At 41.0% G+C, this 13,421-nt stretch carries 12 protein-coding genes; 8 read left to right on the forward strand and 4 right to left on the reverse strand.

Annotation, left to right across the window (positions count from 1 at the left end):
• Positions 1–48: 48 nt before the first annotated feature.
• Complete coding sequence (locus ABJE44_RS18670) at positions 49–468, reverse strand: hypothetical protein (protein WP_348111996.1); 420 nt, start codon at positions 466–468, stop codon at positions 49–51.
• A 530-nt stretch (positions 469–998) separates the two neighbouring features.
• Between ABJE44_RS18670 and ABJE44_RS18675 the strand changes: the two genes are divergently transcribed.
• The 3 genes from ABJE44_RS18675 to ABJE44_RS18685 all read left to right on the forward strand — a co-directional run bounded on the left by ABJE44_RS18675 (position 999) and on the right by ABJE44_RS18685 (position 2,618).
• Positions 999–1,856 (forward strand): hypothetical protein, encoded by an 858-nt coding sequence (locus ABJE44_RS18675; RefSeq protein ID WP_348111997.1) that lies wholly within the window; start codon positions 999–1,001, stop codon positions 1,854–1,856.
• A gap of 256 nt (positions 1,857–2,112) precedes the next feature.
• On the forward strand, positions 2,113–2,367 hold the full coding sequence (locus tag ABJE44_RS18680; protein ID WP_348111998.1) for a hypothetical protein: 255 nt from the start codon (positions 2,113–2,115) through the stop codon (positions 2,365–2,367).
• A gap of 62 nt (positions 2,368–2,429) precedes the next feature.
• Positions 2,430–2,618, forward strand: a complete 189-nt coding sequence (locus ABJE44_RS18685; protein WP_348111999.1) for a hypothetical protein — start codon at positions 2,430–2,432, stop codon at positions 2,616–2,618.
• 160 nt (positions 2,619–2,778) lie between these two features.
• Here ABJE44_RS18685 and ABJE44_RS18690 read toward each other — a convergent pair whose 3' ends face one another.
• Together ABJE44_RS18690 and ABJE44_RS18695 are read right to left on the reverse strand one after the other, a co-directional pair.
• Positions 2,779–3,558 (reverse strand): TSUP family transporter, encoded by a 780-nt coding sequence (locus ABJE44_RS18690; RefSeq protein WP_348112000.1) that lies wholly within the window; start codon positions 3,556–3,558, stop codon positions 2,779–2,781.
• A 15-nt stretch (positions 3,559–3,573) separates the two neighbouring features.
• Complete coding sequence (locus ABJE44_RS18695; protein WP_348112001.1) at positions 3,574–4,491, reverse strand: NAD(P)-dependent oxidoreductase; 918 nt, start codon at positions 4,489–4,491, stop codon at positions 3,574–3,576.
• Positions 4,492–4,733: 242 nt separating this feature from the next.
• Between ABJE44_RS18695 and ABJE44_RS18700 the strand changes: the two genes are divergently transcribed.
• The gene (locus ABJE44_RS18700) at positions 4,734–6,083 is read left to right on the forward strand and encodes a PLP-dependent aminotransferase family protein (RefSeq protein ID WP_348112002.1); all 1,350 of its coding nucleotides are present in this window, start codon (positions 4,734–4,736) and stop codon (positions 6,081–6,083) included.
• A 30-nt stretch (positions 6,084–6,113) separates the two neighbouring features.
• Here ABJE44_RS18700 and ABJE44_RS18705 read toward each other — a convergent pair whose 3' ends face one another.
• Positions 6,114–7,628: a YifB family Mg chelatase-like AAA ATPase gene (locus ABJE44_RS18705; RefSeq protein WP_348112003.1), complete on the reverse strand. Its 1,515-nt coding sequence runs from the start codon at positions 7,626–7,628 to the stop codon at positions 6,114–6,116.
• A 439-nt stretch (positions 7,629–8,067) separates the two neighbouring features.
• On the opposite strand from ABJE44_RS18705, the gene ilvD reads away from it, so the two are divergent.
• The 4 genes from ilvD to ABJE44_RS18725 all read left to right on the forward strand — a co-directional run bounded on the left by ilvD (position 8,068) and on the right by ABJE44_RS18725 (position 13,386).
• On the forward strand, positions 8,068–9,915 hold the full coding sequence (gene ilvD, locus ABJE44_RS18710) for a dihydroxy-acid dehydratase (RefSeq protein WP_348112004.1): 1,848 nt from the start codon (positions 8,068–8,070) through the stop codon (positions 9,913–9,915).
• The gene (ilvA, locus tag ABJE44_RS18715; protein ID WP_348112005.1) at positions 9,916–11,460 is read left to right on the forward strand and encodes a threonine ammonia-lyase, biosynthetic; all 1,545 of its coding nucleotides are present in this window, start codon (positions 9,916–9,918) and stop codon (positions 11,458–11,460) included.
• 33 nt (positions 11,461–11,493) lie between these two features.
• Positions 11,494–12,414 carry a glutaminase gene (locus ABJE44_RS18720; RefSeq protein WP_348112006.1) on the forward strand — a complete coding sequence of 307 codons (921 nt, stop codon included), beginning with the start codon at positions 11,494–11,496 and terminating at the stop codon, positions 12,412–12,414.
• 348 nt (positions 12,415–12,762) lie between these two features.
• On the forward strand, positions 12,763–13,386 hold the full coding sequence (locus tag ABJE44_RS18725; protein WP_348112007.1) for a hypothetical protein: 624 nt from the start codon (positions 12,763–12,765) through the stop codon (positions 13,384–13,386).
• Positions 13,387–13,421 lie beyond the last annotated feature (35 nt).

Here is a 13,421-nt window from a genome sequence, read left to right on the forward strand (position 1 = left end):
TTGGTAACCGCTCTTTAATCTACATCAAAAGTTGCTTCAAGATTATTGCTATAACAGCGATGTCATCGCTTCAACATCTTGATATGTTTTAACTTTGTTATCTGGTGTACGTTTAGCTTCTTGCTCCACGGTGCGCTCGGCGGCTTCTTTTACCATTTTTTCTAATTTTTCGGTTAACATCACCAAGCGTTCTTTTTGTTCTTGAGTGGGGTTTTCTAGCTCTTCGAGTGCCGCGATTTCTTGTTTGAGTTCATCTAATTTTTCCTTATCGACACCGATTTTATTTGCGAGCAACTCTTCCATAGCATTTGATAGAAAGCTTACGGTGTCCTCGGTTGAATTAGAGCTTAAAGGGTCAGATGTTGCCGCAACTTTGACATTTTCTTGCAGGGCTTTAGCTGCCTCTACTTCTTCAGGTGTTTTTTGATGGTATAAATGATACATAGTTGAAGTACTGCTAATAAGCATTTTCAATCCTCTAAATAACGCAATTTTTAGCCACTTATTACTAAGAGGCGAATACTAATAATCACACATCACTGGTTGTAAAAGTGCATATTAAGTCCACCCTTGATATCTCGGTTAAGCAAAACCAGTACCACAAAGAAAATAGCTTAGTCTCCGTTGGAGTTTTGAAGAAGGCTAGCTAAGTTATCTGCCAATAATCGTGAAGCGATGAGATAAGTTTGTGTCACTGCATGGAGATTAATATTATTTCGACTTGGATCGAATATAAACAATCACAAAGTGGTGAGTTAGGTTAGGTCTTACCAGGTTATCCAGTAGTTTCTAACGCTAGTATTCGGGCGATGTTTTCTAGTTTTAGATTGCTTACTCCTAAAGCAATAGTTTTTATTATCTTATATATTGCGGTAGCACTCGATATTGGGGTAGATAATTGGTATTAAGACACTTAGGTCAAATCATGTAAGTGTTTAATTCTTATGGCCTAACTATTGCTCTGAGATGAAGAAATAAAACGCAAATGGAACTTCATTATGTTAGTGACCAATGTTAAATACCTATCTTTATGGAGCAACAAGGGTGTTACAGAGTCTTCGAGGCTGACTCCTTCATCAAATGAAGACGGGACTACACTGCCGCACAAAGTTGATAACACATTAAACCATCATTTTTCTCAATCTTTATTAGCGGCAAATAAAGAGTACTCCTCATCCCTGCAGACTAATGATGCAAGTTTTGCTAAAAACGAAGAGTTAAGTGAAGTTGAATCGCATAGAAAATTAGCGTCAGCCATGCCGTTTTTAATACAAGCTCTCGAAAAACTTGAAGCACAAACAACAGAGCTTGGTGATATCTACAATAAAGTAACGGTTAATGGCGGCAAGATAACAAAGTCAGATATTTTAACCATGTCCTCTTTAGAAGAGGGTATGGGTAAAACAAGGGCGGAAATCGATTTAATCATGCAGCCTTTAGATAATAATGAGCCACAGACAGAGTTATTATCGAACTTATTATTACCTGTTTTTGAAGACGTTGATGCTGAGTTAGAAACGTTAATCGAATTTAATGAGGAAGTAGAAGGTAAGTTGGCCTTACTGGAGTCAAAAAGTGGAAGCCTTGAACTCGATTTTACTTTTAAGTTAAGCCAAGAAAATTTTGATTTAATTGACCAAGACAAAAGGTTTCTCCCCTTTAGTTTTGTTGCTGATGACTTAAGAGTTATCACCCATTTTTTAAATCAAGACTTTGAGAATGATGGAACGACAGTATTTCAAACATCCATTAAAAAGACTGAAGACTTTGTTCGATCGTTTGAAAAATATCAAGAAGACAGAAAAGAAGATTATCTCGCACAAAGAAAATTAAGGAACAAAACAAGTTACAGCTAACGACTCCTGAAAGTTTGTTTTTTTTAGTTGGCTATTATCAAAAGATAAAATGTCAAATAGCAGCTTATCTAGACCCCATTTTTAATAAGTAGTAATTAACATGGATGCCTTGTTAATTGCGTTGACTGAATTAAGTTACGTAATTATTTTTAGATAACTTTCATTACATACATTGTAAGCTTTAACTCACAAATAAAATGTGAGGTATTAAGCTTATTTTATTAAATTTACTGAGATGTAAATAATAGGAGCGATTATGAAATCACTTATTTTAATTCTATTAATGACAGTCACTTTTAGTGCCTCATCAGAAGTTTCTAATTACGAATACAATTCTTTAGTGGATAAATACAATAAGCTTTATGATAAGCATAACAAACTTATAGATGACTATAATGAACTTGTTTTTGATAACATTATGGCTACTTTAACAAAGTTTCAACTAGATGGTGAAATCATTGATATTGAGAATGTCTCAGTAAAAAATGGTACGGTAATCGATGCTTATTAGGCTCTGAGGTATATGGTAATAATGGGCAGAAATATTCAATATTATTTAATTTTGAGCAAGGTATGAGCTGGTCTAAGCCATCTTTATTTCGAGATGGTGTAAAAATTGATGGAACCGCTCCTGGTGTTATGGTTATAACGCGCCCTGAGAATCAAGTGAAAGAGCTCCAAAGAATATTTATAGATAAGGATTTAAGAGAAGAGCTTGTAAAAATATTTAGAAAACTCCATAAAGAATGTTATACCAGTTAGCTTAAACAACAAATCTGAATTACTTAAGAGTATAGGAACAAGTTGCAAACTTAGATTCTAATTGGAAGGGGATATTGACAGCAACCCATAAAAAATCATTAACACACTTACTACGTTCGCTGGAGCAGTAACAAGCAGGCTCCCTTATGTTTAATAATTTCTACAAAATAAACTTATAGACTAAAGTGCCCATCAGTAAAGTCATGGAAACACTCAAGGTTGTTTTAACAACTTTAGGGCCGTGCTTGATGGCCGAGCTACTACCGATGTGGTTACCGGCGAGGTTGGCTATAATTAATGGAATTGCCAGCATGTATAGTACTTTTCCGGCTATCATAAAGGCCATTAACGCTCCCACGTTGCTAGAGAAATTTAACAGTTTAGAGTTGGCAGATGCAGTAACTAAATCAAAGCGTAAAATAAGATGCAGTGCTAGGATTAAAAAACTACCTGTGCCAGGACCAAAGAACCCATCGTAAAACCCTATAACAAAAACGATAATTGGTACTATTAGGTAAACTTGTAACTTCGTTACATTTATTAGATGTGCTGCATGATTTTTTTTAGGAAGAAGTGACAGCATGATGCCAAATGGTAATAGCCCAATGATAATTTTTGCTACGACTTCAGGTTCGAACATCAGGATCATTTCAGCCCCAAAATAAGAGCCCAGTAATCCACTAGGTATACCTGTTGCCACCACCTTCCAAATGACTTTTTTATTTTTCACAAAGTTGCGGATTGCAGCCAAGGTGCCAAAGGTACTGACTAGTTTGCCTTGACCTAAAGCGACTTGTGGCGGTAAACCAGCTAAAATAAAAGAAGGCAGCAAAATAAGCCCTCCCCCCCCTGCAACGCTATCGATAAACCCAGCAACGAAACACGCAAAAATTAGCGCTCCAAGTACCCATACAGATAGGTCTATATTTAATAATTCCATTGATGCTTATGCCTATTATTTAATTGTATTTCTGTCAGCTTGAAGTGACTTGACTAAGGCTGAAGTATCTAGTCGGCCCATTCCGTTTTGTTGTAACTTTTGGTATTGATTATCGACTTGAGTGGTAAGTGGTAGAGCTAGTTGATACTTGGCTGCTTCTTCAAGGCAAATACTTAAATCTTTGTGCATCCAATCAATAGCAAAACCGAAGTCGAACTTGTCTTCAGACATGGTTTCAAGCCTGTTTTCCATTTGCCAAGAGCCAGCCGCACCATGTTTCAAGGTATCAACAAGTTGTGGAATATCTAAGCCAACTTTTTGGGCGAGCAATAGCGCTTCGCTTAATCCAGACAGCACGCCAGCAATACATATTTGGTTAACCATCTTAGTACGTTGGCCTTGGCCTGTTTCTCCCATCAATTGCATTTGTTTGGCATAGCTTTGCATTATTGGTTTAGCAGTATCAAAGATGGCACTTTTACCTCCACACATAACAGTGAGTTGGCCGTTTTCTGCACCTGCTTGACCGCCAGAGACAGGCGCATCAATAAACTCACAGCCTACTTCTTCGCATCGAGCTTTAAGTTCTATTGCAAGTTCTGCTGATGTAGTGGTGTGGTCTACCAAAATTGCCCCTTGCTTCATACCTGCAAGTGCGCCGTTGTCGCCTAAAACCACTTCACGCACGTCTTTGTCATTTCCAACACATATAAAAACAATATCTTTATTAAAAACTGCCTTTTGCGGTGTGAGTGCATACTCACTATTATGTTCGTCTGCCCAATTTTTTGCTTTGGACTCTGAACGATTAAACACAGTAGTAGGGTAACCAGATGTCTGCAGGTGTCCTGCCATTGGGTAGCCCATTGCGCCTAGCCCGATAAAAGCTGCGGTTAGATTATTTTGCTCTGGTGAATTATCTTTATGGATCATGAATACGCCTACTTTTGGTTTTTTTACTCATTTGAAAAACAAATGAACTATGTCATTTTGATTGTGTGGAAAAACTATTTTCTAGTGATTTTATTATATTGGTGCCTAATAACACAGTATTTTACCTAACTGTGTTTAAAATAATCTCTATATTGACATATGTCAATGATGGTTTTTGTATCTTGATTGAATTTATGCTTTGGTATCGCTACCATTAACTTTTATTTGCAGCATTTGATGTCATGACGCCCCCAAAATACATAGAAATATCTAACATTATTGAGAATAGGATTGACCTAGGGCAATACGCTAAAGGGAGTAAACTACCCACTCATAGGGCGTTGGCTCAAGAGTTAGATACTACAGCGGTCACAGTCTCAAAAGCCTATCAAACCCTAGCTACAGCGGGAAAGATTGAGTCTTTTGTGGGGCGAGGCAGTTTTGTTTTTGACGACAAACCACTGTCCCAAGTTATTCGCTCTGGTGATGCTGACAACGAGTTTAACCTATCCATATTGCAGCCTTGCATGTCACACAATGTAAAAAGGCTGCACCATGAATTTCAAAACAGTTTTAATCAAGATTTTGATGCAAAACTTTACGAGTATGCGGAAGATTCTGGGCTACTAAAACATAGAGATATAGGCAGGTATTGGGCAGTAAAATATGGTTTAGATATGCCAAAAGTTGAGCAACTGCATTTAACTAATGGTGCACAGCATGGTTTATCTACACTCATTCAACTTTATACCCAAGCTGATGATCTTATAGCTGTTGAAGCACAAACCTACCCCGGCATTTTGTCTATAGCCAACTGTTTGGGGAGAAGGGTGGTAGGCATTCAAATGGACGAAAGTGGGATGTGCCCCAATGATTTAGCACGGCAATTTCAACAAGAAAAGCCCGCCCTTGTTATTGTTGTTCCGTCACATCAAAATCCCACCGCTGTAACTATGCCTACTCTTCGTCGTAAGCAAATTGCAGCGACTATTTTAAAATACAACGCATGGCTAATCGAAGATGATATTTACGGTTTTTTAAATGAAACCCCGTTACCAGCTATTAGTAATTTTGCTCCAGAGAATACATTTCATATTAGCAGCCTATCGAAGGCTGTAAGCCCGGGGATCCGCTGCGGCTTTTTGAACTCTCCTGTTTCTCAATCTAAAAAGATAGCGGCCTTTTTAAGGGCTATGGTTTGGTTACCATCACCACTTTTATTTGAAACAGCCAGCCATTTGATTGAATCAGGGACAGCATTCAAATTAGCAGACCAACAAAAAGCGATTGCGATAAAGCGACAAAAAATTGCGCAGCAAGTCCTGAGTCAGTTTGAGTTGAATGCACAAGTAACTAGCTATCACTTATGGTTGACCTTACCTGGGCAGTGGAATGCCGACAGCTTTTGTCTTGCTGCTAAAAACCAAGGGTTACTGGTGAGCAGTTCGACATATTTTTGTGCTGATGGTAAGCCTATTGATAAAGTTCGCTTGTCTGTTATGGCTATAGATTCAGAGACTAGATTTACCTTAGCACTTAAAAATTTAGCTCAACTTTTAGATACTTCACCCATGCAACATTCTCAGTTTTAAGCGTTATGCAAAATCTTAGCGAGCCAAAGCTCAATTATTAGTTAACTGCACTAACATGCGGTCAAAGGCTCGGTAGTTTAGGGCTTCTGCTAGGTGGGATTTTTCTATTTGCGAGCAGTTGGCTAGGTCAGCGATGGTACGGGCAACTTTCAATACCCTGTGGTAAGTTCGCAACGATAGTCCCAGTTTTTCTACTGCGTTATGCAAGAATGCTTGGTCTGCTTTGCTTAAGGCACAATGTTTTTCAATTTCTTTACTGCCAAGTTGTGCGTTAGATTTACCTCTTTGGTTTATCTGTAATTGGTGGGCTGTTACCACTCGATTTCGTACGGTTTGGCTATTCTCACCTCTCGATTTAACTTGTTCAGAAAAGTCGCTGTTAGGTAACTTGGGAACGTCTACTTGTAAGTCGATACGGTCTAAAAATGGCCCCGAAATACGGTTTAAATAACGTAATACTTGGTCGCTACTACTGCGACCATCTTGCAAACTTCCAGTTGGGCTGGGGTTCATGGCTGCCACCAATTGAAAACGCGCCGGAAACTGCGCCTGCCTAGCCGCCCTTGAAATGCTCACCGAGCCTGATTCTAAAGGCTCCCTTAGTACATCTAACACCTTACGGTCGAATTCAGGTAACTCATCTAAAAACAGCACACCATTGTGGGCCAGCGATATTTCACCTGGTCTGGGTACACTCCCCCCGCCCACTAAGGCAACGGCTGAACTAGTGTGGTGTGGATGGCGGTAGTTTCTTTGTTTCCAAGTGGCCGGATCTACAGGTTTTCCCACAATTGAGTGAATAGCTGCTGAAGCTAAGGCTTCTTCATCTGACATGGGCGGTAAAATGGTAACTAAACGGCTAGCTAACATGGTTTTTCCTGTGCCTGGTGGGCCTGTAAAAAGTAAATTATGCCCCCCTGCTGCGGCTATTTCTAAGGCCCGTTTACCCGCTGCTTGACCGACAACATCTTGTAAGTCGTTTTCGTATTGAGACTCTTTTTGAGTAAACTCGGGCTGATAAAAATTAAGATTTTTTTGCCCAGCTATATGATGAAATACATCCAATAATTGATTAGACGCAAAAATCTGAGCTCCTTCAATGAGTGACGCTTCTGCGGCATTTTCTGCGGGCAGTACCACGGCTCTTCCTGCTTTATGACAAGCATAAGTGAAAGGTAGCGCGCCTTTAATAGAGCGAATTTCACCTGATAATGCTAATTCACCAGCCAGCTCTATGTTTTGCAATGAGTGTTCGGGTAATTGGCTGCTTGCGGCAATAATACCAATGGCGATGGCTAAATCGAATCGGGCTCCCTCTTTAGGTAAGTCGGCGGGGGCTAAATTCACAGTTATACGTTTAGCGGGGAATTCAAAACCAGAGTTAATAAGCGCACTGCGCACTCTGTCTTTAGCTTCGCGAACCGATGCTTCTGGTAAGCCAACTAAGTTAAAGCAGGGCAGCCCATTGGCTAAATGTACCTCTACCGTAACCAGTGGCGCATCTATGCCCACAGTTGCACGAGAGTAAACAATCGCTAAAGACATAAGGCAACTCCATTTGCATATAAGGTGAACCTTAAGGCTAGCCTTTAGCTAGAATTTTGCGAGTTAATCCTATCTATACCTTCACAAGGAGTAAAAAATAACAGGGCCTAAGTTGCCTGAATTTAAAAGATAAAGCTCTACTGGTTTTATAAATGGCCTATCTTGAATATATCATCCTCTAAAATGGCATATACCAATGCTTGATCAGTTTGTAAACTTCATGATATTTCTATTGTCACTGATGATAAGCAAAAAAATATGATGCCCTATTCCCTACAACGCAATCTGGTACCAATTACGCTAGCCCTCGGGTTAGTCATTATTTTATTGCGGGGATAGTGTGGCAAGTGCCAATACTACAGCCCCTCTTCATGAGGGGTTTTTTGTTCATGCATCGGAACAATAGGTTTGTCCATACTAATTAATTAAGAGTGAAATAATGCCAAAATTACGTTCAGCCACAAGTACACAAGGTCGCAACATGGCGGGGGCCCGCGCACTGTGGCGCGCAACAGGGATGAAAGACGATGATTTTAATAAACCCATTATCGCTGTATCCAACTCATTTACTCAATTTGTACCGGGTCATGTACATTTAAAAGATATGGGGCAATTGGTTGCTCGCAGTATCGAAGCCGCAGGTGGTGTAGCAAAAGAATTTAATACCATAGCTGTGGATGACGGTATCGCTATGGGTCATAGCGGTATGCTGTACAGCTTGCCTTCACGAGAAATTATCGCCGACTCTGTTGAGTATATGGTTAATGCCCATTGCGCTGATGCCATAGTGTGTATCTCAAACTGCGACAAAATCACTCCGGGCATGTTAATGGCGTCTATGCGCTTAAACGTACCGGTTATTTTTGTATCAGGTGGTCCAATGGAAGCGGGTAAAACCAAGCTTTCTGACCAACTTATCAAACTTGATTTAGTGGATGCTATGGTAGCCGGTGTTGATGACAACGTTAGCGATGCAGACAGTGAAGAAGTAGAGCGTTCGGCTTGCCCAACATGTGGTTCATGCTCTGGTATGTTTACTGCCAACTCCATGAACTGTTTGACCGAAGCTTTAGGTTTGTCTTTACCGGGTAATGGTTCAATGCTTGCCACTCACGCTGACCGTGAAGGACTATTTAAACAAGCCGGCACACAAATAGTTGAATTGTGCCGTCGTTACTATCAAGAAGATGATGAGTCTGTATTACCGCGTAATATTGCTAATTTCCAAGCCTTTGAAAATGCCATGAGCTTAGACATCGCCATGGGCGGCTCAACGAACACTATTTTGCATTTATTAGCAGCTGCAGTTGAAGGTGAAATTCCTTTCACCCTAGACGACATCGACAGACTCTCTCGTAAGGTTCCGCACTTATGTAAAGTTGCGCCTTCTACCCCTAAATATCATATGGAAGATGTGCACCGTGCTGGTGGCGTAATTGGTATTTTGTCTGAATTAAATCGCGCAGGTTTATTACATGCCGACTCGCCTCATGTATTGGGTAAAACCATAGGTGAAGTGCTTGCTGAGTGGGATATCGCCGGTGGTCAGAACGAACATGCATTAGAATTTTATAAAGCTGGCCCTGCTGGTATTCGTACCACTAAGGCATTCAGCCAAGATTGCCGCTGGCCAACAGCGGATACCGACCGTGAAGAAGGCTGTATTCGTAGTGTTGATCATGCGTTTAGCCAAGAAGGCGGCTTAGCAGTTTTATTCGGCAACATTGCTGAAGATGGCTGTATTGTTAAAACCGCAGGGGTAGATGAGTCTATCCATAAATTTACCGGCCGCGCCCGTATTTTTGAAAGCCAAGATGAAGCGGTTGAAGCCATCTTAGGTGACAAAGTCGTCGCCGGTGACGTAGTGGTTATTCGTTACGAAGGCCCTAAAGGCGGCCCAGGTATGCAAGAAATGCTATATCCAACCACTTACTTAAAAGCAAAAGGCTTAGGTAAAGAATGTGCATTAATCACTGATGGGCGTTTTTCTGGTGGTACATCTGGACTGTCGATTGGTCACTGTGCGCCAGAAGCCGCTAGTGGTGGTGGCATAGCCTTAGTTGAAGAAGGTGATACCATCAATATCGATATTCCAAACCGTAAGATTGGTATTGATATCTCCGATGCTGACCTACAAGCTCGCCGTGAAAAAATGGATGCCAGCCCTAAAGCATGGAAACCATTAACTCGTGAACGTAAAGTGACGTTAGCGTTAAAAGCCTATGCATTATTAGCGACCAGTGCTGATAAAGGTGGCGTACGTGATGCGTCTAAATTGGAAGACTAAATGACACGTTCTGCCAATGAGTACCTGCAAAAAATTATACAAGCACAGGTGTATGATGTAGCCGTAAAGTCTGAATTACAAAAGCTAGATAAATTATCTGAAACCTTAGGTAACGATATTTGGCTGAAACGTGAAGACCAGCAACCCGTGAAGTCTTTTAAGCTTCGCGGGGCATTTAACAAGTTAAGTCAGTTAACCGATGAGCAACTTGCTAAAGGTGTGGTTGCCTCATCTGCGGGTAACCATGCTCAAGGTGTGGCTTACTCTGCCCGTAAAAAACAAATCAAAGCGACTATCGTGATGCCTGCTACCGCACCTGACATTAAGGTAGAGGCAGTACGTAACTTTGGTGGTGAATACGTTGAAATAGTACTTCATGGAAGTAGTTTTGATGAGGCAAAAGCCGAGGCCCTTCGTTTATCAGAAGAGCATGGCTACACTATGGTTGCCCCTTTTGATGATGAAGATGTCATTGTAGGGCAAGGCACTATTGCTCGTGAACTGCTAGAACAAAATCCCGACTTAGATACGCTTTTTATTGCTGTAGGAGGTGGTGGCTTAATTGCGGGTATCTCTGTATTCATTAAGCAGCTTAAGCCAGACGTTAAAATCATCGCCATTGAATCGGATGAGTCGGCTTGCTTGCAAGCGGCCATGGCTGCGGGCAAACCCGTTCCGTTAGATCACGTTGGCATCTTTGCCGATGGTGTTGCCGTTAAAATTATTGGCGAAGAGCCGTTTCGCTTATGCCAAGACTATGTAGACGAAGTCATCACAGTCAATACAGACGAGATTTGCTCAGCCATTAAAGATATTTTTGATGATACCCGAGTAATAGCAGAGCCTGCAGGGGCCCTATCCATTGCCGGAATGCAAAAATATTTAAAAGCTAATCTTCAACAAGGTAAAAAGTTTGCAGGCATTTTGTGTGGCGCTAATATCAACTTTCACACCTTGCGTTATGTGTCTGAACGTTGTGAATTAGGTGAGCAAAAAGAAGCGGTTATTGCGGTTAAAATCCCTGAAAAGACCGGTGCGTTTAGAAACTTCTGCTCCTTATTAGGTGGCCGCGCTATTACTGAGTTTAATTACCGGTATGCTACGGATAAAGAAGCCCATGTATTTGTGGGTATTCGCTTACGTGATGGTCAAACAGAGCTAAAACAATTAACCGATGCACTTACAGTTAATGGTTATCAAAGCTTTGATTTGTCAGACAATGAAATGGCAAAGTTACATGTTCGTTATATGGTAGGAGGCAGACCGCCAACAGCCATAAATGAAAAGTTATTTTCTTTTGAATTTCCAGAACACCCAGGGGCGTTGATGAAGTTTTTAGACACCCTAGGCGAACGCTGGGACATTACTTTGTTTCATTATCGCAACCACGGCGCAGCAGAAGGCTTAGTCTTAGCTGGATTTGATATTGCTGAAGTAGACAGATTGAGCTTTGACCAACACTTGGCAGAGCTGGGTTATGTTTATCAAGAGCAAACCAACAACCCTGCTTATCAGTTTTTCTTATCTGATTTAACGGGTGCTTAAACATTAGTACCTAACTAGGACAAAGGGCTGAATATGCAACAAATAATCGATGATATTGCAGCCCAAATGGCCTCTAAAACCGATAAAGGTAAAGTTGCCAGTTATATCCCGCAATTGGCTCAGGTTGCTCCTGAGCAGTTTGCTATCACAGTTGCTCTACCAGATGGGGCCATTTATAGTGCTGGGTGTGCTAAAACACTGTTTTCTATTCAAAGTATTTCTAAGGTGTTTACGTTAACACTTGCCCTTGGAAAACTAGGTGAACGACTCTGGAACAGAGTCGGGCGGGAACCCTCGGGCGACCCCTTTAACTCCATTGTGCAGTTAGAGCACGAAAATGGAAAACCTCGTAATCCTTTTATAAATGCAGGCGCTATCACAGTGGCTGACATTATTTTGCAAGGTCATCAACCTAAAGAAACCTTAGCCGAAATTTTGCAATTTATGCGCTTTGTGGCAAATGATGACACCATTAGCATAGATGAAAAAGTCGCACGTTCTGAACTAGAAACTGGCGACAGAAACGCTTCACTAGCCCACTTTATGGCATCCTTTGGGCACTTCGAAAACCCAGTCGATTCTGTGTTAGGCACATACTTTCATCATTGCTCTATTGCCATGAATACTATTCAATTAGCCACCGCGGGGCTGTTTTTAGCCAATGACGGCGTTAACCCTACTACAGGGTATCGTGTGGTATCCCCCAAACGGGCCAAACGCATCAACTCTTTAATGCTGATGTGTGGTCATTATGATGGCTCTGGTGAGTTTGCTTTCAGAGTCGGTCTACCGGGTAAAAGTGGAGTAGGTGGCGGCATTATGGCTGTGGCACCCGGCAAAGCATCTATTGCGGTATGGGCGCCTGGGTTAGATCCCATAGGTAATAGTAAACTAGGCACCCAAGCTCTAGAGTTACTCGCCAGAAAAACCGGCTGGTCGGTGTTTGGGCAGTAAGCTTGTTAGGAGCTTAGGAGCATTGGCTTTGCCGACTAAAAGATTAGGTAGTTAAACAGTTAGCTAGTATTGATGTTCACGTAAGCAATAGTACTGCTGATTTATCTAGTAGTGATTAAAATTCCGCATAACAGCAAGATCTTGGAAAAATTCCGTATTTCCCCATGTGTTCAATAAGTAAAAGGTAAGAAAGCTAACCTGTACAAAGGGTTAGGGACTGTGATAGAAATGGAGTATGTAGAAAGTCGGAAAAATTCCGTGTTTAAACACGAAATTTTTCCGGATATTAATATTGTTAAGTGCCTTTATTAGCCTGACTGGGAATGTGAGCATGGAAGGAGTTCAAAAATGAGAATCGGTCGAGTAAAAGTTGAAGACTTGTATGCCACAATTGACTGGTGCTTAAGGAAGGATTTTCCATTAGATTTTGATTCGCGATGCCTATATACCGCTTATGCAATACATTCAGTTTTAAAGAACGAAGGTATACCGTCAATTATTGTTGGTGGTGATGCACTCGCATTTACAGTATCAGTAGACGGAAGTCAGGCTTCCGTAGAAGGATTTGCTGGCGCCAAACAAGGTGAGCCAAGTCACTATTGGGTTGAGACTAGTAATTTATTGCTAGACCCAAATGTTTCTTATCTGCCAGAACGTTCCAGAATAAAGCGAGTACCAATGCCAATGGTTGCTTGGGAGCGGAAACAACCTTTATCACAAAGTCTTCAGTATCGAGAACAAATTCGTCATGACGAGAATGTCGAATTTAGGTTTACAGAAGATATAGCCGCACGTATGGACAGTTTCGTTAAAATTTGCATAAAGCGTTTTAAATCAAAAGCTGGCAAGAAAAGATTGTCTGGCTTTATAATTTCATCACCTGAAAGCATTAAACAACATGCTAGCAATGGTAATAAGTGGGCTCTCAGTGCTTTACGTTTTCAGAAAATGCAATCAGTTCCAACAATTTAATATGGTCGGGTGGATGGCACTTAACAAACCAATTA

Origin of the sequence: Paraglaciecola sp. (assembly GCF_039942875.1) — a bacterium.
Classification (GTDB): Bacteria; Pseudomonadota; Gammaproteobacteria; order Enterobacterales; family Alteromonadaceae; genus Paraglaciecola.